This window comes from Streptococcus sp. UBA3373 (assembly GCF_002360305.1).
GTDB classification, from domain to species: domain Bacteria; phylum Bacillota; class Bacilli; order Lactobacillales; family Streptococcaceae; genus Streptococcus; species Streptococcus alactolyticus.
The window spans coordinates 51,869-77,643 of sequence record NZ_DEQF01000004.1; the positions used below are offsets into that span (position 1 = coordinate 51,869).

The 25,775-nt window shown below is 41.3% G+C and carries 25 protein-coding genes and 1 pseudogene; 3 read left to right on the top strand and 23 right to left on the bottom strand.

Annotated elements, in window-relative coordinates; all coding sequences use genetic code 11:
• Positions 1–47 precede the first annotated feature (47 nt).
• The gene (locus tag B3R79_RS00930; RefSeq protein ID WP_293693179.1) at positions 48–1,679 is read right to left on the bottom strand and encodes a Na/Pi cotransporter family protein; all 1,632 of its coding nucleotides are present in this window, start codon (positions 1,677–1,679) and stop codon (positions 48–50) included.
• 303 nt (positions 1,680–1,982) lie between these two features.
• Between B3R79_RS00930 and B3R79_RS00935 the strand changes: the two genes are divergently transcribed.
• The gene (locus tag B3R79_RS00935; protein WP_154455246.1) at positions 1,983–2,639 is read left to right on the top strand and encodes a peptidase; all 657 of its coding nucleotides are present in this window, start codon (positions 1,983–1,985) and stop codon (positions 2,637–2,639) included.
• 43 nt (positions 2,640–2,682) lie between these two features.
• Here B3R79_RS00935 and B3R79_RS00940 read toward each other — a convergent pair whose 3' ends face one another.
• From B3R79_RS00940 to B3R79_RS01045, 22 genes and pseudogenes are all read right to left on the bottom strand, one after another.
• Complete coding sequence (locus tag B3R79_RS00940; RefSeq protein ID WP_293693180.1) at positions 2,683–3,528, bottom strand: DegV family protein; 846 nt, start codon at positions 3,526–3,528, stop codon at positions 2,683–2,685.
• Positions 3,529–3,677: 149 nt separating this feature from the next.
• Positions 3,678–4,493: a Cof-type HAD-IIB family hydrolase gene (locus tag B3R79_RS00945; RefSeq protein ID WP_168261348.1), complete on the bottom strand. Its 816-nt coding sequence runs from the start codon at positions 4,491–4,493 to the stop codon at positions 3,678–3,680.
• Positions 4,486–5,109 (bottom strand): trimeric intracellular cation channel family protein, encoded by a 624-nt coding sequence (locus tag B3R79_RS00950; RefSeq protein ID WP_293693181.1) that lies wholly within the window; start codon positions 5,107–5,109, stop codon positions 4,486–4,488. The genes B3R79_RS00945 and B3R79_RS00950 overlap by 8 nt, the downstream gene beginning before the upstream one ends.
• A gap of 85 nt (positions 5,110–5,194) precedes the next feature.
• On the bottom strand, positions 5,195–5,407 hold the full coding sequence (locus tag B3R79_RS00955) for a heavy-metal-associated domain-containing protein (RefSeq protein ID WP_293693182.1): 213 nt from the start codon (positions 5,405–5,407) through the stop codon (positions 5,195–5,197).
• Positions 5,408–5,433: 26 nt separating this feature from the next.
• Complete coding sequence (locus B3R79_RS00960) at positions 5,434–7,671, bottom strand: heavy metal translocating P-type ATPase (RefSeq protein WP_293693183.1); 2,238 nt, start codon at positions 7,669–7,671, stop codon at positions 5,434–5,436.
• A 30-nt stretch (positions 7,672–7,701) separates the two neighbouring features.
• Positions 7,702–8,136, bottom strand: a complete 435-nt coding sequence (locus tag B3R79_RS00965; RefSeq protein ID WP_168261352.1) for a CopY/TcrY family copper transport repressor — start codon at positions 8,134–8,136, stop codon at positions 7,702–7,704.
• Between the two features lie 141 nt (positions 8,137–8,277).
• Positions 8,278–8,826 carry a nucleotidyltransferase family protein gene (locus B3R79_RS00970; protein WP_168261353.1) on the bottom strand — a complete coding sequence of 183 codons (549 nt, stop codon included), beginning with the start codon at positions 8,824–8,826 and terminating at the stop codon, positions 8,278–8,280.
• Between the two features lie 12 nt (positions 8,827–8,838).
• A pseudogene (locus B3R79_RS00975) lies at positions 8,839–9,378 on the bottom strand (TIGR00730 family Rossman fold protein).
• 79 nt (positions 9,379–9,457) lie between these two features.
• Entirely contained in the window at positions 9,458–9,808 is a 351-nt protein-coding gene (gene rbfA, locus B3R79_RS00980) for a 30S ribosome-binding factor RbfA (RefSeq protein ID WP_154455238.1), read from the bottom strand.
• A 146-nt stretch (positions 9,809–9,954) separates the two neighbouring features.
• Positions 9,955–12,654, bottom strand: coding sequence for a translation initiation factor IF-2 (infB, locus tag B3R79_RS00985; protein ID WP_293693184.1), 2,700 nt, complete (start codon positions 12,652–12,654; stop codon positions 9,955–9,957).
• Positions 12,655–12,675: 21 nt separating this feature from the next.
• A complete protein-coding gene (locus tag B3R79_RS00990) occupies positions 12,676–12,978 on the bottom strand; it encodes a YlxQ-related RNA-binding protein (protein ID WP_154455236.1) in 303 nt (100 codons plus the stop codon).
• Positions 12,971–13,267, bottom strand: a complete 297-nt coding sequence (gene rnpM / locus B3R79_RS00995; RefSeq protein ID WP_154455235.1) for an RNase P modulator RnpM — start codon at positions 13,265–13,267, stop codon at positions 12,971–12,973. Before rnpM ends, B3R79_RS00990 begins: the two co-directional genes overlap by 8 nt.
• 18 nt (positions 13,268–13,285) lie before the next feature.
• On the bottom strand, positions 13,286–14,545 hold the full coding sequence (gene nusA, locus B3R79_RS01000) for a transcription termination factor NusA (protein WP_154455247.1): 1,260 nt from the start codon (positions 14,543–14,545) through the stop codon (positions 13,286–13,288).
• Positions 14,546–14,641: 96 nt separating this feature from the next.
• Positions 14,642–15,106: a ribosome maturation factor RimP gene (rimP, locus tag B3R79_RS01005; RefSeq protein ID WP_235280988.1), complete on the bottom strand. Its 465-nt coding sequence runs from the start codon at positions 15,104–15,106 to the stop codon at positions 14,642–14,644.
• A 267-nt stretch (positions 15,107–15,373) separates the two neighbouring features.
• Positions 15,374–17,209 carry a hypothetical protein gene (locus B3R79_RS01010; RefSeq protein WP_293693185.1) on the bottom strand — a complete coding sequence of 612 codons (1,836 nt, stop codon included), beginning with the start codon at positions 17,207–17,209 and terminating at the stop codon, positions 15,374–15,376.
• Positions 17,206–19,437, bottom strand: a complete 2,232-nt coding sequence (locus B3R79_RS01015) for a glycosyltransferase family 2 protein (protein WP_293693186.1) — start codon at positions 19,435–19,437, stop codon at positions 17,206–17,208. Before B3R79_RS01015 ends, B3R79_RS01010 begins: the two co-directional genes overlap by 4 nt.
• Positions 19,427–20,485, bottom strand: coding sequence for a bifunctional glycosyltransferase family 2/GtrA family protein (locus tag B3R79_RS01020; RefSeq protein WP_293693187.1), 1,059 nt, complete (start codon positions 20,483–20,485; stop codon positions 19,427–19,429). Before B3R79_RS01020 ends, B3R79_RS01015 begins: the two co-directional genes overlap by 11 nt.
• On the bottom strand, positions 20,478–21,488 hold the full coding sequence (locus tag B3R79_RS01025; protein WP_293693188.1) for a sensor domain-containing diguanylate cyclase: 1,011 nt from the start codon (positions 21,486–21,488) through the stop codon (positions 20,478–20,480). The genes B3R79_RS01020 and B3R79_RS01025 overlap by 8 nt, the downstream gene beginning before the upstream one ends.
• A gap of 219 nt (positions 21,489–21,707) precedes the next feature.
• Positions 21,708–22,343 carry a tRNA (guanosine(46)-N7)-methyltransferase TrmB gene (gene trmB / locus B3R79_RS01030; RefSeq protein ID WP_154455505.1) on the bottom strand — a complete coding sequence of 212 codons (636 nt, stop codon included), beginning with the start codon at positions 22,341–22,343 and terminating at the stop codon, positions 21,708–21,710.
• Positions 22,340–23,137 (bottom strand): cell cycle regulator CcrZ, encoded by a 798-nt coding sequence (ccrZ, locus tag B3R79_RS01035; protein ID WP_167829333.1) that lies wholly within the window; start codon positions 23,135–23,137, stop codon positions 22,340–22,342. Before ccrZ ends, trmB begins: the two co-directional genes overlap by 4 nt.
• A 57-nt stretch (positions 23,138–23,194) precedes the next feature.
• A complete protein-coding gene (locus tag B3R79_RS01040) occupies positions 23,195–24,229 on the bottom strand; it encodes an ABC transporter permease (protein WP_293693189.1) in 1,035 nt (344 codons plus the stop codon).
• A 2-nt stretch (positions 24,230–24,231) separates the two neighbouring features.
• Positions 24,232–24,957, bottom strand: coding sequence for an ABC transporter ATP-binding protein (locus tag B3R79_RS01045; RefSeq protein WP_293693190.1), 726 nt, complete (start codon positions 24,955–24,957; stop codon positions 24,232–24,234).
• Positions 24,958–25,020: 63 nt separating this feature from the next.
• Here B3R79_RS01045 and B3R79_RS01050 point away from each other — a divergent pair, with 63 nt between their 5' ends.
• Together B3R79_RS01050 and B3R79_RS01055 are read left to right on the top strand one after the other, a co-directional pair.
• The gene (locus tag B3R79_RS01050; RefSeq protein WP_293693191.1) at positions 25,021–25,440 is read left to right on the top strand and encodes an HIT family protein; all 420 of its coding nucleotides are present in this window, start codon (positions 25,021–25,023) and stop codon (positions 25,438–25,440) included.
• The gene (locus tag B3R79_RS01055) at positions 25,437–25,751 is read left to right on the top strand and encodes a hypothetical protein (RefSeq protein WP_293693192.1); all 315 of its coding nucleotides are present in this window, start codon (positions 25,437–25,439) and stop codon (positions 25,749–25,751) included. Before B3R79_RS01050 ends, B3R79_RS01055 begins: the two co-directional genes overlap by 4 nt.
• The last annotated feature ends 24 nt before the right edge of the window (positions 25,752–25,775 follow it).

Consider the following 25,775-nt stretch of genomic DNA (forward strand, 5'->3'; position numbering starts at 1 on the left):
CCTGTACAAAAAAACTTTTAAACCCAAGGTCTAAAAGCCGTTTAATCTTATATTTGTTGCTGAATCACTTTTTCCACTAGGTTGAGCGCGTGATCGGTGATGCGAGTACACGGCGAAATCAAATCAATAAAATTGATCCCAGCCAAAGGCGTGCATTCGCCAATGTTCATGCGCTGGATATGATTTTTACGAATCTGACGAGCTGACTGAGCCAATTCGCGGTGGCGTTCGACAACTTCCCCTGCCAAGACCGTGTCATTGTCAATAATCACCTTGAGGGCATCAAGGACCATGCGGTGCGTGTTGCTATAAAGTTGGTTAACTTCCTTTATCGCAGCTGGCGAAAAGAGAACGCCTTTAGACTGGTTGTAAGTCATCAAATGAACCAAGTTCACGCTGTGGTCGCCAATTCGCTCCAAATCGCGCGTGGCATCCAAAAGGCTAGAAAGCACTTCTCCCTCATGCTGAGTCAAGGATTCACTCGACAATTCAACCAAATACTTCGTCAATTCCTCGTCCACACGATTGACGGTGTCTTCTAGAAGTTCCGTTTTCTCAGCGTAGCTGTTGTCAGCTGTATCAAAAAAGAGAAAGGCAGCTTCAAAACTCTGTGTCGCATAAGCGCCCAAGTGAATCAACTCTTTCTTGGCATTTCCAAGGGCAATAGCTGGCGCTTGTTTCAACAAAAGGCGGTCAAGGTAAACCGTTTCGTATGGCACCACCTCATCATCTCCTGGGATGAGTTTAGTAACCAGATAAGCCAAGGTTCCAATGAAAGGAAAGAGCAAAACGGTATTGGTGATATTGAAGGTTCCATGGGCAAAAGCAATTGTCATAGCGTGCGTCAAATGCAACTCTCCTTGCAGCCACTCCATAAAATATATAAATGGCGAAAGCACAATCATAAACAAGATGGTTCCAATGACGTTAAACAAGACATGGGCACCAGCAACACGTTTGGCAGACACATTAGCTCCCAGAGCTGCTAGAACTGCGGTGATACAGGTTCCGATATTGCTTCCCAAAAGAATCGGAATAACCCCATGCAAATCGATTAAATTACCCGTGTACAGGCTCTGCAAAATCCCAATAATGGCTGCTGAAGATTGAATAATCATAGTCAAAACCGTTCCAATCACCACTCCCATAATCGGTCTATCCCCAAGTGTCGTCAGGTAATCCTGAAAGGCTGGAATGGATTTGAGAGGCTCCATAGCACCACTCATAATATTGAAGGCAAAGAAGATACCACCAACCCCGAAAATAATCCGACCAAGATTGTTCAAGGTCCGATTTGAAGTGAAAAAGAGCAGGGCCGAACCGACAAAAATCATTGGCAGGCCATAATCACCTAAATTAAATCCGATCAAAAAAGAAGTGATGGTTGTTCCAATATTTGCTCCCATGATAATACCAATGGCTTGTCTTAGGGTCAACAGTCCCGCCGACACCAAGCTAACAGTAATTACCGTCACCCCTGAACTAGACTGGATAAGCGCTGACATGGCGATTCCCACAAGAACGCCTAAAAAGGGATTACTGGTGTATTTGTCAATGTAATAACGCAAACGGTCACCAGCTGATTGTTGGAGAGCATCTCCCATATACTTGATGCTAAATAGGAAAAGCCCCAAACCACCAAAAAAACTAAAAGCAATCTCTTGCCAATTTATTGACACAGTGTTATCCTCAAATATTATATTTTTTTTCGTAAAAAAGACGATATGTCCATTGTAATGTATTCCAGACAAACAGACAATACTTTACTGTATTTTTACACGTTTGTAAAAAAAACTGATTTTTCTAACAACTCGTTTTTCTAAAAGAAACCTTAAAAAGTTAGAGGATTTTTTTAAAAAGGGAATCCCTGTCTATTTCTGTGGTATAATGATATAAAATGGTCTGTTTATGACAGACGTTTTAGCGTGTTAGCTTAGTAAGATAACAGCATATTTTATTATTAAATTCTCAAAGGAGTTGTCATGAAACGCTCAAAAAGTGAAGTCACTTATCTTATTCTTAGTATCATTTTAGTTGCTCTTGCGGCTGGTATTTACTTAATTTTCGGCAATAGCCAGACCAAAGCGTCAAGCACAGAACCAACAAGCTCTTCTGTTGCCTCTTCTTCAACAACCAGCGAAGAAGAATTGGAAGAAAAAGCAAAAGCTTCTCTAGCCGAAGCCCAAGACAAACGCACATCAGAAGCGATTACCAATGCTCAAGCTGCGATTAACAAATTGTCTGACGAAGCTAAGAAAACCGATTTGCAATCACAATTGGACGCTATTTCAGCTGAAATCAACAATGAAAGCAATGCCGAAAGTGCCGTTGCAGCTGCCGAAGCAGAACAAACCTCTGCTAATGTCACTGCCGCACAAGATGCTGTTGACACCGTAACTAATCAAGATGTTAAAGACCAATTGCAAACGCGTATCGATGCTGTTGCCAATGCTATCTCTGCTCGTTCAGCAAGTGTTGCAACACAAACAACACCAAGCTCAGCGACGACAACACACGCTTCAACGGCTGACGATACAACAACTTACAACAACAATTACAGCAGCAGTCAAACCTACGGTTACAATACCTACTCAGATTCTACTGCGACAAGCAGCAGCCAAACTTACTACGGCTACTAAAATGCACATGACAAAAGGTCTAGGAGTTAAACTCCTAGACCTTTTAATGGGTTTCATATCCTAGTAACAAACCGCCTCTTTCACTGTAAAAACTACATAAACCAGAAGCATTGACAAATTGGATATCTGCTTTTGGAAACAAATCACGAAGCTTGTCACGCAATTGTTGGCAGGCTTTTTCATTGCCTGCGTGGGTAATCATGACCTTGCCTCCTTGGTAACCAGCTGCCAGCATCTCGTTAACAGTGGCCTGAATGGCTTTTTTCTGACCTCTTGCCTTGTGCAACAAATCAAGCGTTCCTTCGGGGCTGGCTTGCCCAACCATGCGGATATTGAGCAAACCGACAACCTTACCGACCAATTTATTCAAACGGCCGTTATTGACCAGATTATCCACACGTTCTAGGATGAAAAGTAGTCTTGTTTTGGCTTGGTAACGTTCGATTGCCTCGAGCACTTGATCAAAAGAAAGTCCTGATAAAATCAAACGTTTTAACTCCAAGACCAGCAAATCGATTTCACCACCAGCTGACAAGGAATCAATCACATGGATATTGACGTTGGGATGCTCTTCTAATAACATTTGCTTGGCAATCTGAGCACTATTGTGACTACCTGATAAAGCCCCTGTAATGGTGATAACAATGATATTATCAGCACCTTGGTAAGCTCGTAAGAAAGCATCTGGGCTAGGACAGCTCGACTTTGACGGCACGGATCTTTCATATAAGGTGTCCATCATAGCCTCAACATCCAAGCCTTCATCGTCTACAAAAAGTTCTGAACCAATTTGTAAGGTCAAGGGGACATTTTGAAAGGCTAAATCTTTTTCGGGTACACCAATGTCCTTAAAATCACAACCCGAATCTGTCACAATTTTCCAACTCATCTCTATTTCCTCGTTTCCTTGCATCATATACTTTGATTACCAAAGTATTTCTTTCTCAATTATATCATTAAAAGCTTACGAAAACTATAAAAAGCTCGTGTTCTTAAAAAAGTCTTGCTCCACAAAAACTTTGGAACAAGACTTTGCTGTTAATCTTTTAAAACGTAATCGTAAATAGCTTTGGCAACACCTGCTTGGTCGTTTACCGTGGTTTGGTAACGGCAGATTTCTTTGACCTCATCAGTCGCATTGCCCATGGCAACACTATGAGTAGCAAATTGCAACATTTCCAAATCATTTGCCGCATCGCCAATCGCCATGACATCATCAGGGCTAAAGCCTAGTTTTTCTGACAAAGCTTTTAAGGCCGTCGCCTTGGTGTAGCCTTTTGGCATGGCTTCAAAGATATAAGGCTGGCTACGTACCACGCTAAAATCTGCTGCCAAATCCACTTCCTTGGCTGCTTGGAAAGGAGTTAAAACAGGTGCTTTTGCCATGTACATGGCTTGGAAAATGATTTCTGAGCTGTCTTTGATTGCCTCAAGGCTGATGGCTTTGGCTGTGTCAAAGACCAAGCCAGCGTCGTACTGCACCAATTCTGGGACGACATCACCGACAGCATAATAATGCTTTTCACCTGTCAAGGTCAAGCAAACCTCTGGAAAATCACGCACAGCCGCTTGCAATTGGTCCAGCTCCTCATTGGTGATTTGGGCATAACTCATCAATTCCCAATTCTTTGTGTTGTAAATGCTGCAGCCATTGTTCATGATGATGTATTCTTCATCAGTCAGCCCCAATTGTTCAAAATAAGGCACAATGCCAGATTTTGGGCGTCCTGTGCAGAGCACGATTTTTACGCCTGCTTGTGCTGCCGCTTGAATGGCTGAGATGTTTTCTTTGGGAATTTTTTTCTCTGAATTTAGCAAAGTGCCGTCTAAATCAATTGCGATGAGTTTAATCATGTGATGTCACCTTTCCTTTTATTTTTGGTAAATGCCATTGACGTTTGTAACCTATCATGCGAAGAATAACCAAGACCAGCACCAGGGCATAGTAGCCCGTGTCACTTGTCACAATGCCAAAATAAAGAACAAATGCCGCTAAAATAGACCAGCCCGCATAGACCTCACTACGCAAGATACCAGGTTTTCGCCCTGCTAAGACATCTCGGACCACACCGCCACCAGCTCCTGTTAGAACTGCTGCGACAATCACCGCGCTTAAAGGCTGCTGCAATTTCATGGCATACATGGCACCTTGGACGCTAAAAGAGGCTAAACCAATCGCATCTGTCAAGACTTCTGCTTTTAGCCAACCCTTTGTCACAACATTCGGAAACAACATAATCAGCAACATAGCCGCCAAAGCAAAATAAAACGCATCCCCTTGCGACCACAGCGTTCCAATTGGCAAGCCAATCAGCAAATTGCGGATAGCACCACCGCCAAAAGCCGTGACAAAGCCCAAGATGAACATGCCTAAAATATCAAAATCTTCTTCCATTGCCACAATAGCCCCTGATAAGGCAAAGGCAATGGTACCAATAATGGTCAATAAATCCCAAACGTCTATCGTCATACCAATCCAAACCTATTTTTCTTACGCAACTAGTGTATCATTTTTAAGGCCATAAAAAAACAGGTCTAAGCCTGTTTTTCAGTATTTAATTAGCCTTTATCTCTTTACCAAGGGCGTACTTGGTGCCTTTTAAAGCACGTTGAAGTGAGAATTTAAATGGTCTGCCTGTGATAGTGACTTGTTTTTTATCCAAATCCACGACCACTTTTTCCACACCATGAACGGCTGATAATTTTTCAGTGACGGTTTTGGCGCAACCATCACATTTCATTCCAGTAACTTCATATGTTCTTTCCATCAGAATACCTCCTGTTTTTTAGCAATCTAAGTTAATTTAATGTATTTCAAACGAAGGGCGTTAAGCACAACAGATACTGAACTAAAGCCCATAGCCAAACCAGCAATCATTGGGTTGAGTAGGGGACCACTAAAGAGGTAGAGGACACCCATGGCAACTGGGATAGCCAAGATATTGTAAATGAAAGCCCAGAATAGATTTTCCTTGATGACCCTAATGGTCAAACGGCTAATAGACAAAGCTTTCAAGACATCTGAGATACTTGTTTTCATCAAGATAATATCGGCAGATTCAATGGCAATATCTGCACCTGAACCAATGGCAATACCAATATCAGCTACTGCTAAGGCAGGGGCATCGTTGATACCATCACCAACCATGGCAACTTTCTTACCTTGAGCTTGCAAATCCTTAATCACACGAGATTTTTGGTCTGGCAAAACATCACTAATAACCGTTGTAATGCCAACTTGTTTGGCAATGGCCTTGGCCGTTTGTTCATTATCACCAGTTAACATCACCACATCCAAACCAGCAGCTTGCAACTTGGCAACTGTTTCTTTACTATCTGATTTAACCAAATCAGCAACGGTAATAACACCCAATAAATGCTTCTTATCTGCCACATAAATAGGGGTTTGACCTTTTTGCGTGGCTTGTTTGACTGCATCTTCTGCTTGGGTAAGGTTGATTTGATGGTTTGCCATCAATTTATGATTACCGACGTACAAGGTTTGACCGTCACAGTCAGCCTGCAAGCCCAGACCTGTCAAAGACTCGAAATTATCCACAGCGACTAAAGACAAGCCTGATTCGTCAGCTTTTTCCACAATGGCTTGGCTCAAAGGGTGTTCAGAGAATTTTTCAATCGAAGCCACTTGGCTAAGCAAACGGTCCTTATCACCTTGATAGGCAAAGATATCCACAACTTGCGGTTTCCCTTGGGTAATGGTACCTGTCTTATCAAAGACGATGGCATTTAAATGGTGGGCATTTTCAAGAGTATCGCCTCGTTTGTAAAGAATACCATTTTCAGCACCACGACCAGTACCGACCATAATAGCGGTCGGCGTTGCCAATCCCAAGGCACAAGGACAAGCAATAACCAAGATGGCAATGGCAACTTGAAGGGCGAAAACAAAGCTCTTGCCCATGAGCAAATACCAAAAGAGGAAGGTCACAATTGCGATAACCATAACCGTTGGGACAAAGACACCAGCCACACGATCAGCAATCTTGGCAATAGGTGCTTTGGTTTGTTGGGCATCTTCAACCAATTTGATGATTTGAGATAACAAGGTATCACCACCGACTTTTTCGGCACGAATGGTCAAGGCACCTTGTCCATTGATTGAAGCACCGTAAACCTTATCATCCACAACTTTTTCAACAGGGATACTTTCACCCGTCAACATGGATTCATCGATGGCACTATGTCCTGATACCACAACCCCATCCACAGGGACCTTTTCACCTGGTTTTACCAAAAGCGTATCTCCGACCACCACATCTTCTATGGGGATAGAGATTTCCTTGCCGTCACGGATAACAGTGGCTTCCTTAGCAGATAAGGTCATCAATTTCTTAATGGCATCTGAGGTCCGACCTTTAGACAAGGTTTCAAAATATTTACCTAAGGTAATCAAGGTCAAGATAACTGCAACAGATTCAAAGTAAAGCATATGAACAGCATGAAGGTGACCAGCGAAAATTTGGCACATGCTGTAAATACTATAAACAAAGGCGGCACTTGTTGCTAGAGCAACCAGGGCATCCATATTAGGGTGACCCTTGCTCAATGATTTAAAACCACTAATGTAAAAGCGGCGACCAAAGTACATGACGGGTAAAGTCAAAAGCAATTCTATCACGGCATGCACCATGGGATGAGCTGACATTGACATGAATTGTGGCACCCAAAGCCCCATCATGCTCCCCATTGAAATGTAAAGCAAAGGCACGGTAAAGACAGCAGACCAGACGAACTTACGCCACATATTTTGGGTTTCTTCGTCTTGACGCTCTGCTTGGCTCTTTGATGTTTTAGGGTCAAAAACAGAGGCACTGTACCCTGCGTCTGACACTGCCTTTTCAATCATGCTTTCAGTGACAACATCAGGGTCATACTCAACCGTCATTTTTTCAGTTGTGAGGTTGACAACAACGGACTGCACATGGTCTAACTTTTTGACAGCCTCTTCAATCGTTACTGCACAGGACGCACACGTCATCCCATCAATCACAAAAACTTCTTTTTTTGACATGGCTAAACCTCTTCTCGTATGTGTGTTTTGCTACTCTAAAGTCAAGTGTTCCTTGCAACGGCATTGCCCATCAACACAATCACAAGGCACTTCTTCCAAGACATTTTCTTTCCTAGCTAAAAGCGTTTCGTCTAATAAGGTCACATCTGCCTCCGTCATCGGCATGGATTCTAGGAGATGCTTAACGATTTCCACATGCTTTCGCTGGCAAAACTTATTAAAGAAATCCGTTGTTTCTTGCTTCATGACTTCATTTTCTGAAATCAAAGCCGAATAACGAAAAGACTTTCCAACCTTTTGCGTGCTCAAATAACCCTTATCCACAAGACGTTTCAACAAAGTCTTAACCGTCGAAGCCGTCCAATCGGTCTTATCTTCAAGAATGTCTAAAATCTCACTGCTCGTCGTTTCTTCCTTGGTCCAAACAACACGCATGATTTCCCATTCTGCATTTGAAATTGACATTGTTACCTCCTTTAAAATAGCTTTGATTTACATTTGTAGATTTATTATACGATTATCGTTTACATTTATCAACGATAAAAGATTAAAAAATGAAACACATTGCAAAAATCAAAGCAATCTGTTTCACCTAGCGTATTATTCTTATTCATCAAATAGCTGTAAGTTTGGCCATTTTTTCTGCCAATCTTTCTTAGCAAGGCGTTCACGATAGACCTGCATCCGTTTCTTATCTTCTAAAAAATGCGGTGTCGGTTGCACGACAAAATTAACAATATCGTCATCACCATAAGGCAAAAAAAGTTCCAACTCATCATTGTTCAATCTTGCTGCAATGGCTGTGCAACGTTCTGGATATTTGCTAACAGCATCTCTCGCATTTTGGTAAGGGAGCGTATTTGGACTATGGCTGTGCATATAAACCTGATTCTTGATTTCCCATTGATAGGCTGGGTAGCGCTGTTGAAGGTCTTGCTGAAGCGCCAGCGTTTCATCATAAGACACATTGACATCATAAAAAACGACATCTAAATCACTTGCTTGTGCCAAGCCAGCTTTTCCTGACAAGACATTCCAAACATAGTTGCGTAATGTCCCAGCTGCTAGCCAAGAATCTTGCAAATCCAGCTCTGCTATTACCCTAAGAATCCCCATTAACTCTTCATTTTGCACAAATAACGCTTGTAAATCCATAAATCCCATCCCTCATTTCTGATAACTACTGATAACTTCTTCTAAGGCTTGCAGACTATCGACAAAGAGAACCTTGTCACGGTCAGCTGTCGTTAAAAATCCCGCACTGACCATCTGGTCAAATTGGATTTTGAGGCTATCATAATAACCATTAGCATTAAAAAGCAAGCAAGGCTTGTCGTGTTGTCCCACGCGCGCCCAAGAAATCGCCTGACTAATCTCTTCAAGCGTTCCAGGACCACCTGGAAAGGCAACCAAAACATCACCCATTTCCATTAACAGACGCTTACGCTCATCCATATCAGCTACAATACGCAGCTGCGTCAAACCTTGGTGGACTTCCTCACGTTTTTGAAGAAAATCTGGCATAATGCCGTAAACCTTTCCACCATGAGCCAAGACCCGATCTGCCAAAAGTCACATCAACCCAGTCTGACTCCCGCCATAAACCAAATCATATCCCTTTTGCGCCATCCAATCGCCAAAAGCCTCCACACTGTCACGGTAGATCGGATTGCCCATACTTGACGCTAAATACACTGTGATTTTCATTTTATTGCCTTCCTCATTTCAAAAAACACCTCCATTATAGCATAAAAAGAACCCACTTGTTAGTGAGCTCTTCAATCGTTTAGTTTTTACTCTCCAAATCACGAAGCATTTGGTCAATTTTATTACCGTATTCGATAGATTCGTCCTTGATGAAGGTCAAATCAGGAATTTTATACATAGTCAAGTTACGACCCAACTCACGTTTGATGGTTCCTGTTGCCTTTTCAAGACCAATTTGTGCCTTTTGATTATCTGAGGCAAGATCAGAGTGAATGGTGTAATAAACTTTTGCCATTGACAAATCCCCAAGCATTTGAACATCTGTGATAGTCACATCTTGAACACGAGGGTCACGCACTTTTTTATGCAAAATCTCATTCACTTCCCGTTTGATTTCCATACCAACACGGTCAATACGATGATTAGCCATAATCTTTGTCCTTTCTATTGTTTTGAAAAAGCTAGGCTAAGCAAACCTAGCTTTTATTCATTTCTCACATGTAACTATGTAACGTTTAGGCAAGGCACCATAGTGCTTGCCGTATTCCCCATTAGAGACATTTGCCTCAATGGGAATTAACGTTTCACTTCTTCCATAATGTAAGCTTCGATAACGTCATCCACTTTGATGTCGTTGAAGTTTTCAATCATCAAACCACCTTCTTGGGCGTTTCCGACTTCTTTAACGTCATCTTTGAAGTGTTTCAAGCTGGCAAGTTTGCCATCAAAGATAACGACACCGTCACGGATAACACGGGCACTAGCGTCACGTGTGATTTTACCACTTGTAACCATAAATCCTCCGATAGTACCCACTTTAGAGACTTTGAAGATTTCACGGATAATAGCTTCCCCGATAACTTTTTCTTTGAATTCAGGGTCAAGCATACCTTTCATGGCATCTTCTACTTCTTCAATAACTTTGTAGATAATTGAGTGAAGGCGAATATCCACTTCATCTTCTTCTGCTTGTTGACGCGCTTGTGGAGTAGGGCGGACGTTAAATCCAATGATAAAGGCATTTGATGCTTCTGCCAAGGTCACGTCAGATTCGTTGATTGCACCGACAGCAGAGTGAACAACGCTCACTTTAACGCCTTCAACATCGATTTTAAGAAGTGAGGCAGCAAGGGCTTCAACAGAACCTTGTACATCGGCTTTGATAATCACGTTAACGGTCTTAACTTCACCAGCTTTAAGCGTATCAAAGAGATTTTCAAGGCTGACACGTTGAGTGGCTTGACGTTGTTTCATCAAGGCACGTTTGGCACGTTCTTCACCAGCTGCACGCGCTGCTTTTTCATCCTCGTAAACAGCAAAATGGTCACCTGCCATTGGGGCTTCGTTTAGACCTGTGATTGAAACAGGTGTTGATGGTTCTGCTGTTTTCACGCGACGACCAAGGTCATTGGTCATGGCACGCACACGTCCAAAGGTATTTCCGATAACAATAGGATCTTGCACATGAAGGGTGCCTTGTTGAACAAGAAGAGTTGCCACAGCACCTTTTCCTTTATCAAGACGCGCTTCAATAACTGTACCAATCGCACGAACGGTTGGGTCTGCTTTCAATTCTTCCATTTCAGCTACAAGAAGAACGGTTTCAAGCAATTCATCGATGTTCTTACCAAATTTGGCAGAAATTTCAACGAATTCACAATCCCCACCCCAAGCTGTTGAGATGATACCATGTTCAGCCAATTCGCTGATAACACGTTCTGGGTTGGCACCTGGTTTATCAATCTTGTTGATCGCAACGATGATTGGCACACCAGCCGCTTTTGAGTGGTTGATGGCTTCGACTGTTTGAGGCATAACCCCATCATCAGCCGCTACAATCAAAATAGTAATATCTGTGATTGACGCACCACGCGCACGCATTGATGTAAATGCCGCGTGTCCTGGTGTATCAAGGAAAGTAATTTTCTTACCATTTTCAATGATTTGATAAGCACCAATATGTTGAGTGATACCACCAGCTTCGCCTGTAGCGACACGTGAATTACGAAGGGTATCAAGAAGGGTTGTTTTACCATGGTCAACGTGTCCCATAATGGTAACAACAGGCGCGCGCTCAACCATTTTATCTGGATTGAGGTAGTTTTCATCTTCAAAGAAACGATCAATATCGGCATTGTCCACTTCCACTTTTTTGTGGGCTTCAATACCGTAATCCACCATCAACAATTCAATGGTATCACCGTCAAGAGATTGGTTTTGAGTGGCCATAACGCCCATCATAAAGAGTTTTTTAACAATCTCAGCTGGTTCACGTTTGATACGTTTTGCGATTTCTGCAACAGTCATCCCTTCAGTATATTCAAATTCCTTAGGCAATTCGTGGAATTTGCGTTCTGTGACTGGTTTTGGTGCTTGGTTGCGATTGTGTTTGCCTTTTTTGTTTTTATTACTGTTCCAATTACTATTTTTTTGATTTCTCACTTGATTTTGACTATTCCGGTTTTTTCTAGTTTTGCGTGGACCGTCCTCATTATCATGATTATAATCTCGTGATTTTTCAGGACGAGCCTGTTTTTTACGATGTTTATCAATTGCTTGAGAAGCAGGTTCTGCTGCTGCAACTGGTGATAAAGGTATTTCTTTCTTAGTCACCTTTTTTGTTTCCTCAGCTTTCTGTTTTGCTTCTAAGCGAGCCTCATGTTCTTTTTCTCGCGTCTGTTTTGCACGACGTTTGGCTTCTTCTTGCTCATGGAAACGTGTTTCACTTTGGCGTGAATACTCTGCATTTTGTTCAGCTTTCAGGGCTGCCGCACGCGCTTTAAAGTCAATACGTGGCTTCTGAGCTTGTGACGGTTGAGCAGAACGATTTATTCTAGTCTGCTGACGGTTAGCTTGATGCCCTCTTTGAGCATCTTTGCCATGCCTTGCTGACTTAGCAGGCTGTTGTGAACGGTGGTTGCCGTCTTGCTCTTGATGACGTTTTTTACCACCTTTATTCGCATTCGCACGTTTTTCAGCTTCTGCTTTCGCACGAGCCTCACGTTCGGCTTTAAAATTGCGGCTTTTTGGTTTCGCTGTCGTTAGTTTTGCAGCAGAAGCTTCAGGAGCCTTAGCGGCTAGCTGTTCTGCTGATTTTGCTGACGGAGGCGTCTGTTTTGATTCTGACAATTTTGCAACAATACGCTTTACATCAGCTTCTTCTACGCTAGAAGAATGGCTTTTGACCGCAATACCAAGTTGTTGTGCATATTCGACAACTTCCTTACTTGGACGGCCCATTTCTTTAGCAATTTCATACAATCTTTTCTTTGACAATAGTGATGTCCTCCTATTCTTTTAGTTCATAAGAGTCCTCATTTTCTTTGAAAATCCAGCGTCTGCGATAGCAATGACCTTACGAGGCTTACCAAGGGCAGCACTTAATTCCAGTGTACTAAACACTGTAGAGACTTCTACGTTATAATAATGACTTTTATCAGTTGTTTTCTTGGTTAAATTGACACCAGCATCATTGGCTAGGAAAATAAATTGTGCTTTACCCGTTTGAATTGCCTTAATGACTAACTCTTCACCTGAAATCACTTTTCCTGCACGCTGTGCTAAACCAATTAAATGAGATAATTTTTCGCGATTATTCAAGGCCCAACTCTCTTCTTTTCACTTTGTGATCAACATAAGCAATCAATTCATCGTAAAAGGCTTCTGGAACATCCATTGAAAAGCTACGATTAAAGACCTTTTTAGCTTTGGCTTGAATGGCTTCGTTAATATCTAATTTGATGTAGGCACCACGACCGTTTTTCTTACCAGTTGGATCGATAAAAATCTCGCCTTCTTTATTTTTCACAATGCGAAGCAAATCACGTTTATCAATGACTTCTCCTGAAACAACTGATTTTCTTAAAGGTATTTTACGTGTTTTAGCCATCAAACACCTCTATCTTTCTTATTCTGTATCGTCGTCTGACAGAAGATCTGATTTAGTCGTATCCTCGACTTCAACGGTTTCATCAACGATAGCTGATGTTACAGCCTCTTCAATAGCTTCATCCACCATAGCTGATGCAACGCTATCTTCGACAACTTCTTCAACAAGTTCAGTTTGCGCTTCACGTTCTGCTTCAAGGGCTTCATACTCAGAAGCTGACTTGATATCAATGCGATAGCCTGTCAAATGCGCAGCCAAACGAACATTTTGACCACGGCGACCGATAGCTAGCGACAATTTGTTGTCTGGCACAACAACTGTTGCGCGTTTGCTATCTGCTTCGTCAAACAAGACCATATCAACTTCAGCGGGTGCAATAGCATTGTAGATGAACTCTGCTGGGTCTTCTACCCATTGAATCACATCGATGTTTTCTTCAACAGGTACTTCCACACCTGCTTTAGCATCGTAGCGCTTTGGATGGAATTTGCTAATCACACGTTTGATGTTGCTTCCACCACGTCCAACAATCGTTCCGATAGCATCCACGTTTGGATTGTGGCTACGAACAGCCACTTTGGTACGGTCACCAGCTTCACGTGAAACGTTCATGATTTCAACTGTTCCGTCAAACACTTCGGGAATTTCTTGTTCCATGATGCGTTTGATAAATTGTGGGTGGCTACGGCTAACAAAGACATTCACACCTTTTGGATTGTTTTCCACTTTGTAAACGTAAACTTCGATACGGTCGTGTGATTTGAAGGTTTCACCAGGAATTTGGTCTTGGTGTGACAATTGAGCTTCTAATGAACCAAGATTCACATAAATGAAACGTTGGTCGAAACGCTCAACTGTCCCTGTCATGATTTCACCTTCGTGTTGTTTGTACTCATTATAAGTCACTTCACGAATTTGGCGACGCATTTTTTCCATGATGGTTTGTTTTGCTGATTGCGCCGCAACACGACCAAATTCAGCCACTGATTCTTCAAAGCGAATCTTGTCCCCAAGCTCATAAGCTGAACTAATTTTCAACGCATCGGATAAGCTGATTTCTAAACGGCTATCAAAAACCTCTTCAACAACTTCACGCACTGTATAAACTTTAAAATCAGCAGTTTTTTCATCAAATTCAATCACACATGATTCTGATTGGCCGTAGCGGCGTTTATAAGCTGATTTCAAAGATTCTTTGACAGCATCAATGATGTCTTCTTTGTTAATATGTTTTTCTTCTTCCAAAATACGGAAGGCTTCCAGCATTTCTTTGCTCATTTTTTTCATAGCCCTATCACAAGTAGAGCCTTATCCTTTCGTTTTAAATCTATTCTCACATTAAAAAGCAAAAAACGTTAGTGACATTTCCTTTGACTACAACTTCACTGCCAAGCGAGCTTTAGCAACTGTTGCATATGGAATGTCTACTGTTTTTTTCTTGGTTTTATCCAAATATTCCATGGTCAATACCTCACCATCAAAAGCGACAAGGTCACCTTGAAATACTTTCACTTTGTCAATTGCCTTGTAAAGGCTGACATTGATGTAAGAGCCGACAGCTTTTTCCAAAGCTTCCTTTGTTTTTAAAGGACGCTCTAAACCAGGGCTAGCCACTTCCAACATGTATTGGTCTGGAAATGGGTCTGGCTGAATATTATCTAATAAAGGGCTAATAATCTCAGTCAAATCAGCGGTGTCATTAACCGTAATCCCACCAGGCTTATCCACTAAGACACTAAGAACATAGTCACTTCCCATTTTTCCGTACTCAACATCCACCAATTCAAATGGGTCTTGAATGGCAGGTGCGATAACTTCTGTGACACGTTCAATAATCACATTAGCATTTGCGATGACAATCCCCTCCTTCGTTTGACAAAATACCAGTAAAAACCACTTAAAAAGCAGATTTTACCGCCTACTAACATCTCTCACTGCCATTATACAACGGATTAAAAGGACTTGCAAAGCCAAAGGTTTAGCCGTTTGTGGCAGGAGGCACACATAAGAGGCGAAGTTACAAACTTCGCCTCCTCTTATGTATTTGTTACTATTATATCATACTCTTTTAAAAATGACAAGGCAGCAGCACAAGAGACCAAAATCCTATTCTTTTAGATTGGCTAACAGGTCGGCTGTCTTGTAAAATCCTGGTTTATAAGTCTTACCAAATAACTTCTTAGTCATGGCATTAAAACTATAATCGTCATCTAAGATAAGCACCTCGTCATAAGATTTTAAAATGTTTAAAAAGGTTGAATCGCTAAGGTCAAAATCCTCTCTACCATCGACATTGACATTCCAAAGGTAATAACGTGCCGCTCGGATAAGATAGTAGTTGTCAATTTTTTCTTTGTCTGAGCTGACAAGCAGGATTTTCGTCTTAGATGGTGTCATGCGATTGCCTGTCAAATGGCGTAATTCTTCCAAGGACTGTACTCTTTCGTACTCATTACTGTATCTGATTTCATTGATTTCTGATAAGAGCATAAAGACAGAAAAACCAATCAAGGCTAAGCTTGTGTACTGGTACAATCGCTTGGTGCCTAGGTTTTTAAAGGAACGCAGGTTGCGTTTCTCAAATGTTTGTTCATACAAAGAGCGGTCCGTTTCTCTGGCTAAAAGCATAACCATCAAACCAAAGGCCATAATAACCATACTAGATGCATAACGCTCAAAACCAGCTAGTTCCAAGGCTTCGTCCGTTGGCATAGCCGTCAAATACATCAACAAAATCCCAACGTAATAGGCCACAATCATTACATCTAGCAATACCCAAGTGGCCAATAAACGTCTGAATCGATGAGCAAAAAGACCAAAACCAATCACAGCAACTAGCATGACAAGGTTTAGCCCGATAATGCCACGCGTTGCCAGACTACCAAATTGAAAGACTTCTTTTGTGAAATGGGTTATGATTTCTTGTGCCACATCATCCATATGCCCTGCCAGTATTTGGTCAATTTCTGAAAAAGACACCGCGTGCTTAGCTTTAGACACATTGGTAAAGTTGAGGCTCATGTGTATTTGCCAAAGGAGATAAGGAAGAAAACTAAGTCCTGCGGTCAACAAGGCTGGAAATAGGTTCCACCATCTGATGATTTTGCGCCGTATCAAGCGAACCACAAAAAACAAATAGACAAACAAGGCTATGGCCACAAAGAAAAGTCCACTCACCTTAACAATGCTCAAAAGACCTAAAACCACCAAGGTGTGCAAGGACATCCGCCAAAATTGATTGCGGTAAGCAAAGCAGCCTGCGATTGCTGCTAAAGCCAGCACAGGCAAGAGAAAATCCACCAAAAGATTGTTCAAACGAATGGCAATATTAAAAACATTGAACACAGCAAAAGTGGCAAAAATCATTGCTGAGGGCAAGGCGCGGCGTTCATCACGCAAGGCAGCAAACATGGCATACAAGCCTGACAAGATAAGAACCAATTGCCCTACCAGCATGACACCTTCTGAAAATCCGACAACCTTGGTAAAGAAGTAAATAAATAAAGAACTTCCCACAGGATACGTGTAAAAATCAATGATAGTATCTTGTTGCGTTGGTAGGCTATCATTGATAAATAAAAATTTGACGATACTGCCCCAATGGGTGAAATTATCAAAGTGAAGCAATGGTGATTGCAATAAAACTGCACCAAAAAGCAAGAGATAGAGCAACATAGCAAGAGCTGTAAAATCAAGCCCTCTGATGCTATCTTTCTTGGTCATATATCGCCAGATCTGATACATGCTCAAAATAGCACCTAGTCCACAAATACCATAAACCGCTGGCAGCAAAGCATTGAACAAAGCCGCAAGATAAAGCACTAAGGTAATCGCTGAAAAAGTGAATACCCAAGTCAAACGACGGTTCATCTTGAAACGATTGCGAAAAAGATCGGCATAACCAACCATAAAAAAAACAAAGAAAGCAAATCTGACTATCATGCTACCTGACCTTTCCACTCACTCGCCAACTGTTTAAACTGAGGTGTTTTTGCCAAACTAGCTAAATTCGTCACTTGATAAAGGGACTTATTGGCCTCTTTGTCATAAGATACAAAATCCAGTTTCACATCCATGCCTTTATAATCAAAGGTCAATTCCTGCTCCTCATCTGTATCTTGCTTTAACTTACCTACAAAAGTCATGTAATAATAATTACTATATTGTAATTTGTAAGCCTCCTTACCAATATGCACTATTTCATTGACATTTACTTTAGGGAGAGCCATGCGATCGTAAGGTGTCGCCTCGCGTCTTTCCACCGGCAAACGTCGCAAAATATTTTCCAACAAATCATCCCAAACAGACATCCAAGGATCTCGAACCTGTGGGAGATTGTGGTTGATACGGTCATAGATGTATTGGTAAAACTCGCGTTTTTCTGATTCTGGCACAGACACGAAATGCAAGCCATAAAGCCATTCATTTTCGTCGCTAATAACTCTAACCACTCTCCCCTTAGCTTTGGCTTTATAATCCTGAGATTTCAAGTACAGCGTGATGTCTTTGTCCTTTGGCAAATACAAGGCCAAATCTGTCTTGAAAGAAATCCCCGTTTCTGAAATATCAGCCACATGGACTTGGTAAGCCCAACCGTCCACTTTAATATTGATGGTTTCATCCACTGGAAAACGCACAAAAGCGCGATAAGAAGGACGACCCACGGCACAGAAAATAGCAAAAGTTAAATTGATGATATGATGAATGAGCCAAAAACTAATGACACTACCATAAAACAACTCCGAGCCAAATTTACCATCGTTAAAACGAATGAGCCCATAAACCGATAAGCTCCACAAAATGATATAAGGTAAGGCATACAAGCGCAAGGTCCAAGAATTATCCGAAACTTTTTTAGTCACCTTAAACTTCTTCTCGCTAATTCCAAAAGCCTCTAAGAGAAAAGGGATGGTTAAATAAGGTGCAAAAATCGTTTCCACAATTTCTCCCCAAATCTGTGTGCGGTATTCTTTTGACGTATCACGCATCGCCAAACGCGTCAAGCCATAAGCCGGAAAACCAAACAAGAGCAAGAGCCAGATATTAGACACCACCACGCGAATATCAAAGGCCGCAAACAAAATCGGTGCCAAAATATATATCATCCGTCTGAAGAAAGACCACCAGTAGAGGTAACTATTGAGGTAAACAACCTTTTGAGCAAAGCTAAATTTTGGATTGAAAAAGATATTGACATTGTAGCTGCTTTTGATAACCCCGCGTCCCCAACGAATGCGTTGTTTAATCACACTCTTCAAATCCGTAGGCGTCAAGCCACTTGCCATTGGCGCATCAGTCGAATAATTGACATAGCCCTCGATATTCATGCGTGCTCCAAGCTCAAAGTCCTCAGTAATGGTATCTGTTGGAAATCCGCCCGCATCATCAATAGCCTTGCGATAAAGCACAGTATTTGACCCCGTGTAAAAGGCTGAGCCACAGGCGCTATTAAAGTTGTTAATCCCTTTTGAAAAGAAATCTTGTTCATTAGGCAAGGTATCCTCTGAAAAAAGATTGTATTGGAAGATATCCTCATTGTAAAAGCTTTGCGGGGTTTGAATCAAACCAATCGGTGCTTTGTCCAACTCTTCGTCATTCGCGTCTGCCTCGACTTGTTCCACAAAATAAGGCACCGTTTCCAGCAAAAACTCACTATATGGAATCATGTCTGCATCAAAAGTCGCTACCAAAGGTGATGAGGTTTGATTTAAGGCATTGTTGTAATTCCCAGATTTGGCATCTTTGTTGTCCGACAAGCCAAAATAACCCACGTCCAATTCCTTTGCCAAGGCAGCCACTTCAGGACGATCCGTGTCATCGCAAACGTAAATATGCACCTTAGATTTGTCAGGGTAATGCATATAAGTACAAGCATTCACCGTTTTGTAAAGCAAATCAGGGTCCTCATTGTGGGTAGCAATGAGAACATCCACATCAGGATAACGCTCTGGAGCAATCTCTGGTTTTTCCAGCTTAAAATCCTTGTGTTTATTGGAAATGATGATAAAAGCCGTGATAGACGATACCAACTCACTTCCCCAAAGTAATACCCCAAAAATCAAAGCAAACCACGAATCATGCCAAGGAATGGTCATGATTAAACGCCAAGACAGATAAAAAAGACTCGTTACAAAAGCTCCTAAATATAATAATTTTTGACTAATTTTCATTGTTCCTAAAAATAAATCTCTTTTGCACAAAATAACTAACAAAGAATAAGACGCTATCCACAATGATTTTCACCACTGAAATTGGAATAGCTTGCCACAATTGCCCAAAGAAAGTCACCAAATAACTTGACAACATAATCTGAACCACCACTAGGATAAAGTATTTGACAGCACTGCTAGGACGACCTTGTTGGAAAACAAGGTTGCGATTTAAGGTGAAATTAACAATAGACGACACTATCCGAGCCAGTACAGATGCTATCACAACTGTCCCAAAATTCAAGCCTTTAAAGACCATCATTAAGAAGGTAAAGATACCAATATCCACCAAAAATGACAACAGTGAAGCAAAAATGTACTTGAAAAAGACCTTATAGATACGGATAGAATCACGAACCACATCAAAATGGGATGATTCGTTCTCATTGATATAAATAGTTGCTATGGGCACCTCACGAATTGGAATATGGTCCTCCTTAGCTTGTAGGAGCATATTCATCTCAAATTCATATCGCTCACCTTCAACCTCCAACAAACAAGGAAGCCAAGCCATAGGAATCACTCGAAGCCCTGTCTGCGTGTCTGACACCTTCATACCTGTGAAAACATCTAAAATATCACGGGTCAAGACATTTCCAAAACGACTTCGCAAGGGCACGGATTCTTCAAAGGTCCGAACACCCAAAATCAAACTGTCTGGGTATTGCAAAAAGGCTTGGATACATTTTAGCGTATCATCATAGGTGTGTTGCCCATCAGAATCAATGGTCACTATTCCTTTAGCTTCAGGAAACGTTTTCAAAATATCAAAAATAGCGGTCTTTAAAGCCCACCCCTTCCCTTTATTAACCTCGTGGGTCAACAAACGGCAATGATAAGTAGTCTGAGCTTCTTTAAAAATATCTTTGTAATCGTCACCACTTCCGTCATCAACTAAAATAATATGAAAAGGCCTGGCCTCACGTGTTCGAATATCCTGCAAAAGGTCTAATAAACGGATATCTGGTTCATAAGCGGGGATGACAACAACAACCGACTGCTCATTCATTTTCAACTAAATTCCTTTTATTCTTTTTATTTCGATACATTCTTCGGTCAGCAATCATATAAAAGTCCTCAAAGGACTTGTGTGAGGCGTAAGAATCGGTATGAAAACCATAAGACGCCGTAATACCTATATCTTCAAACACGGCTAATCTTGCCACATTGATTAAAAATTCGGTCTGCTTGCGGGAAACACCTGGCAATAACACCACAAATTCATCTCCCCCCAAACGGGCCACAACGGCATTATCAGGCATGATATCTTCCAAAATTCTGGCATAACGCACCAAAAGATTATCACCGTAAATGTGCCCTTTGGTATCGTTGTAATGCTTAAAGTCATTCAGATCTGACAAGATCAAGGTGACCGTTTCCATCTTGTTAAACATACATTCGTTAAAGGCCGATTCAACGTAACTGCGGTTGTAAAGTTTGGTGAGAGAATCTTTTGAAATCATTTCATTAACCTTTTCTTCACGCGTCTTTTGCCACGTCACGTCTAAGATAAGGCACAAAACACCAATAGTTTTCCCACTATGGTCATAAATAGGCGAATAAATCATTTCTAAATAGAGTGGCGTTTTTTGCCCACGACTAATTCTACTGACAGTTGTAAAAGCTTCGCCACGTTTGGCACGTTTGGCATGATTGAGATTTGATTTAAACTTAAAAGCGTTTTCTTTACTGATATGATTAAATGGGCTCTCTCCCACCCTTGGTCTAAAATGAAATAATCGGAATACAACGTCATTATATTCGTTATCAACTAGCATAAAGCAATCATTCATATCAAACGCATACAGATGCAGGTAACTCACACTATCCAAAATCAAACTAGGTAAGACAAAACGCCTACTACCGATATGGACAACGATACTGTAAGCAAATAGCATTAACAGTAAGATCCCTAAAACATACGGACTTTTTAAGTCAAAAAACTCCTTACGTGCTAGGATATAAATAAATAATATCACAGCCGTAGCAATGATAAAAAAAGAAATCCGCATCCTCTTTTGTTTAACAAAAATCTCTAATCGCCTTCTAAAATCCATGCTATTTTACCTATTAACTATACGATAAAGCTCATGCTAGTATCGTACACTTCCTTTAATATCTCATTAATCTTTCTTAATTAGGTTAGTGTAAAAAAATACTTGGATAAGCCCATGTTATCCAAGCAAAGCAAAAATAACATCAAACAAATAAAATTAAATAAAGTTAAACTACTAAAATTGTGCTTCTACACGGTAAATGACTTGACCTTTCTGAGAAAATTTTTCCTCGTACTCTGTCATGACATTTCCCTCAAAATCACTAGCATGTAAATCCAACCAAACTTTCTTCAAAATCATACCATATTGTGAAAAGCTAGCTAAACTGTACTCAAATAATCCTCGATTATCCGTTTTAAAATGAACTTCACCATATTCAGGTAAAATGCGTCGATACGTATCTAAAAATGTTTTGTAAGTCAAACGGCGTTTTTCATGGCGTTTTTTAGGCCATGGATCCGAAAAGTTCAAATACATTAAATCCACTTCGCCGTCCGCAAAATAATTGGTCAAATCCGACCCATCAACCAATAGCAACTTAACATTTGGCGCTTGGCTGTCTAGCACCTTATCCAAGGCATGACTCAAAACCGACACCTGAATATCAATACCGATGTAATTGATGGACGGGTTTTGCAAGGCCATTCCTGTGATAAAGGCACCTTTTCCAGACCCCACTTCGATGTGAATGGGGTTATCATTGCCAAAAACCTCATGCCAATGCCCCTTGGCTGCTTCTGGATTGGTAATCACATGATGAGGGTGATTGGCTAAATGATCTTCAGCACCCTTACGTTTTCTAACTCTCATAATTTATTTTTACTAACCCACTCTCTAAATTTTCGTAAGCCGTAGATTTCTTGGTTGACGTGTTCCATATCGCGTTTGTCAAAACAATTTAAAATCTGTGCGAGATATGAAAACTGCCCATACCAAACAATCTTTTCGTAGATGTCATCCATCTGCTTGTAACCATAATATTGTAGCCATTCTTCCCAGCGTGACTGAGGAATATAATGGCTTAGTAAAAAGGCAACATCATACATTCTGTCTGTCAAGCGAACAGAGTCCCAATCCACAAGGTAAATCATGCCACTGGTCGTAATGACCCAGTTGCTATGCTTAATATCACCATGCACGATGGTCGCAGCTTGCGAGTCAAATTCTGGTAAGCTACGTTTTAATTCTTTTACAATGCCTTGTAAGTAGGTATTTTCTCGGATTTGTCGGGGTGCGTTGCGTTCCCAATCCACCAACAAGTCATACGGATTTTCAATTTTATAGTTTAATTGCAATAACTGATTGACCAAGGGACGTGATTTGTGCAAACGCCATAGGATATGGATAATTTGCTTACTGCCCATGTCTTCTTTGGCCAAAATTCTACCATTGAGCCATTCTTGGGCACTCATGGTATCTCCGTTGCCAGTCCGACGTACCCACAACAATTGGGGAGCGATCTGTTCTTTAGCAAGCGCTGGTAAAATCGGTGTGGTGTTAAACTTGATGAAAATCTTTTCACCGTTTGCATATTGACCGATAAAAGCCTTACCACTCTTGCCACGCAGCGGAATCATGGTTAATTCCTGATCTGACATTGTCACTCTTTCTACCCTCCATTCTGTTTTGTTTTACATTCTATTTTACTTTTTTTAACACGCCTAGTCAATCATCTTTCCGATTTTGTAAGAAATGTAACCTTCTGTCACAATCACAGTCACCACCAAAAAGACCAGTGCAGCCTGCCAATTGAGGGTTAATACCAACTGTGGCACCGCAATCACATAAGACAGACTTCGTAAAAAGGTTTTTAAATTGCTGCTTTTATCTGCTTTTGTCAAAGGGTACAATTGTGTCAAGTATTGGTAATCAAAATGTTGGGCCAAGCCCAGCAATTGAAAGAGCAACAAATAATTAAATAGCAAGGCTAAAGCCACGGCCACCATACGATTTGGCATGAAAACCAAGGCCAAAAAACTCAAAACCGTCAGACGCAAGGTCAAGGCTAAATAATCCGAACTACGCAAAAAAGCACGGGTGTATAAATTGAGCCAAGTTTGAGCGTGTTTTTTAGGAACCACTCGCAACACACCGTCCAAATACGAACGGCGTTTGACACTAGCAGTGATGCCCTTAACCGTTGTGAACAAGGCAAAGAAACGCAAAATGCGCTGGCGACGTCTTTCCTCATAAGCAATGGTTTGTTCCCATGAAAAGCGCCCTTGAGCGTAAAAAGCACTGCTCTTTCTTTTCATCACCCACCATTTGCAAAAGGCAAGCACAACCAGCATGCCTGCAAACATGAGCCAAGAAAAACCGATTTTGAAAAAGACAGGTTCCAAAAAGAGCAAGACCGCTGTTTGCACGCTCACCCAAAGCCAAAAAGCCCTGCGGCGTGCCTGAGTCAACCAAGCCACAATCTCAGTTTCTTTAGGCAAATAAAACAATTTATCTGGCGCTTCTAGGTAGGTCGCAATACTGCCAAAACTCAATAATGCTCCAATGACAAGAATTAAAATCAAGCCAATCCAGACGTGTTGCTCAGGAAAATGACGCAACAACTGACTGTATTGCACCATCAAAAAGCCAAACAGGATAAACAAAACCAAGACAAAATGGTCGTTAAAAACATAGCGTAGGTATTTGAAGCAGGTATTGACAAAATCATGACGCCGTTTTTGAAATACTTCTTTCATGATTACCCCTCTTTAGTTAAAGCCATGTAAATATCTGTCAAACTAGCGTTTTCCTTGCCAAATTGCTGGCGCAAATCTGCCAATGTTCCTGTTGCACGCACCTGACCTTGATGTAAAATGACAAAACGGTCACACATTTTTTCAGCCGCATCTAGCACGTGAGTTGACATCAAGATAGCCTTGCCCTTTGCTTTTTCTTGGTCCAATAATTCCGTCAAATGTGAAATCGCTAGGGGGTCCAAGCCCAAGAAAGGCTCATCCACGATAAATAAGCTTGGATCAATCATGAACGCACAAACAATCATCACCTTTTGCTTCATCCCTTTTGAAAAATGAATAGGAAACCAGTCCAATTTGTCTGACAAGCGAAAAAGCTCAAGCAAGTCCATCGCACGCGCCATGGCCTTATCATAATCCAAATCATAAGCCATAGCCACCGTTTCCAAATGCTCACGCAGGGTCAATTCTTCATACAAGCTTGGCGTTTCAGGAATAAAACCAATTTTTTGGCGATATGCCGAAGCGTCTTTTTCCAAGGTCAAACCATCCAGCGAAATTTCCCCTTGATAAGGCGTCAATAAACCAATAATTTCATTGATAGTGGTGGATTTTCCCGCACCATTTAGCCCGATGAGCCCAACCAACTCACCCTTTACAATCTCAAAAGACACATTTTTTAAAACAGGGATATTAACATATCCCCCAGTTATATTTTCCAATCTTAACATAAGATACCTACATTTTTTTGATATAATAATTATAACAAAATCAAAGGATTATAGGTGATTCAAATGGAAAATTGTATCTTTTGTAACATTGCCGCTGGTGATATCCCATCATCAAAAGTCTATGAGGACGAGGATGTCCTTGCCTTTTTAGACATCTCACAAACCACTAAAGGGCATACCTTGTTGATTCCAAAAGAACACGTTCGCAATGTCCTTGCTATGTCTGAAAAAACATCAAAGACACTCTTTGCTCGTTTGCCTAAGGTGGCTCGCGCCGTGCAAAAAGCCACAGGTGCTGTCGGCATGAACATTCTCAACAACAACGAAGAAGTCGCTGGACAAACGGTCTTTCATGCTCACGTTCACCTCATCCCTCGCTACGATGCGAGTGACGAAGTAACCTTTACCTTTACAGAGCACGAACCTGATTTTGAAGCCCTTGGCAAATTGGCACAAGCTATTGCACAGGAGGTTGACCAATGAAAAAAAGACACCTTGTCACACTAGGTCTTATTGGAGCTGTAGTGGGATACTTTGCTCATAAACTCTACCAAAACCGTGATACCTTTAAAGCCGAAATAGCTCACGCTGACGAAGTCAGCCGACGCATCGCTGATGATTTGATTATCATTCAAAAAACCATCAACGACATCAACCAACAAGTCCCACAATTAAAAGAATTGGGCCAAGATTTTGACTACAAATACCGTTTATTTGAGCAAGACTCTAAAAAACGTTTGGACGTGATTCAAAAAACCATGGCCAAATACCAAAACCAGCCTGCATCTAACTAAACAAAAACATACTAAGATTAGTAG

Excerpts from the sequence above, each read along its gene's own strand:
- rbfA (WP_154455238.1), bottom strand. The coding sequence starts at position 9,808 with ATGGCTAATCATCGTATTGACCGTGTTGGTATGGAAATCAAACGGGAA.
- B3R79_RS01010 (WP_293693185.1), bottom strand. The coding sequence starts at position 17,209 with ATGATAGTCAGATTTGCTTTCTTTGTTTTTTTTATGGTTGGTTATGCC.
- B3R79_RS00945 (WP_168261348.1), bottom strand. The coding sequence starts at position 4,493 with ATGATTAAACTCATCGCAATTGATTTAGACGGCACTTTGCTAAATTCA.
- B3R79_RS00960 (WP_293693183.1), bottom strand. The coding sequence starts at position 7,671 with ATGTCAAAAAAAGAAGTTTTTGTGATTGATGGGATGACGTGTGCGTCC.
- B3R79_RS00955 (WP_293693182.1), bottom strand. The coding sequence starts at position 5,407 with ATGGAAAGAACATATGAAGTTACTGGAATGAAATGTGATGGTTGCGCC.
- B3R79_RS01045 (WP_293693190.1), bottom strand. The coding sequence starts at position 24,957 with ATGTTAAGATTGGAAAATATAACTGGGGGATATGTTAATATCCCTGTT.
- B3R79_RS00935 (WP_154455246.1), top strand. The coding sequence starts at position 1,983 with ATGAAACGCTCAAAAAGTGAAGTCACTTATCTTATTCTTAGTATCATT.
- nusA (WP_154455247.1), bottom strand. The coding sequence starts at position 14,545 with ATGAGCAAAGAAATGCTGGAAGCCTTCCGTATTTTGGAAGAAGAAAAA.
- B3R79_RS00940 (WP_293693180.1), bottom strand. The coding sequence starts at position 3,528 with ATGAGTTGGAAAATTGTGACAGATTCGGGTTGTGATTTTAAGGACATT.
- B3R79_RS00965 (WP_168261352.1), bottom strand. The coding sequence starts at position 8,136 with ATGTCAATTTCAAATGCAGAATGGGAAATCATGCGTGTTGTTTGGACC.
- B3R79_RS00950 (WP_293693181.1), bottom strand. The coding sequence starts at position 5,109 with ATGACGATAGACGTTTGGGATTTATTGACCATTATTGGTACCATTGCC.
- B3R79_RS01020 (WP_293693187.1), bottom strand. The coding sequence starts at position 20,485 with ATGAATGAGCAGTCGGTTGTTGTTGTCATCCCCGCTTATGAACCAGAT.
- B3R79_RS01025 (WP_293693188.1), bottom strand. The coding sequence starts at position 21,488 with ATGCGGATTTCTTTTTTTATCATTGCTACGGCTGTGATATTATTTATT.
- rnpM (WP_154455235.1), bottom strand. The coding sequence starts at position 13,267 with ATGGCTAAAACACGTAAAATACCTTTAAGAAAATCAGTTGTTTCAGGA.
- B3R79_RS01055 (WP_293693192.1), top strand. The coding sequence starts at position 25,437 with ATGAAAAAAAGACACCTTGTCACACTAGGTCTTATTGGAGCTGTAGTG.
- B3R79_RS00970 (WP_168261353.1), bottom strand. The coding sequence starts at position 8,826 with ATGGATTTACAAGCGTTATTTGTGCAAAATGAAGAGTTAATGGGGATT.
- B3R79_RS01015 (WP_293693186.1), bottom strand. The coding sequence starts at position 19,437 with ATGAAAATTAGTCAAAAATTATTATATTTAGGAGCTTTTGTAACGAGT.
- trmB (WP_154455505.1), bottom strand. The coding sequence starts at position 22,343 with ATGAGAGTTAGAAAACGTAAGGGTGCTGAAGATCATTTAGCCAATCAC.
- B3R79_RS01050 (WP_293693191.1), top strand. The coding sequence starts at position 25,021 with ATGGAAAATTGTATCTTTTGTAACATTGCCGCTGGTGATATCCCATCA.
- B3R79_RS01040 (WP_293693189.1), bottom strand. The coding sequence starts at position 24,229 with ATGAAAGAAGTATTTCAAAAACGGCGTCATGATTTTGTCAATACCTGC.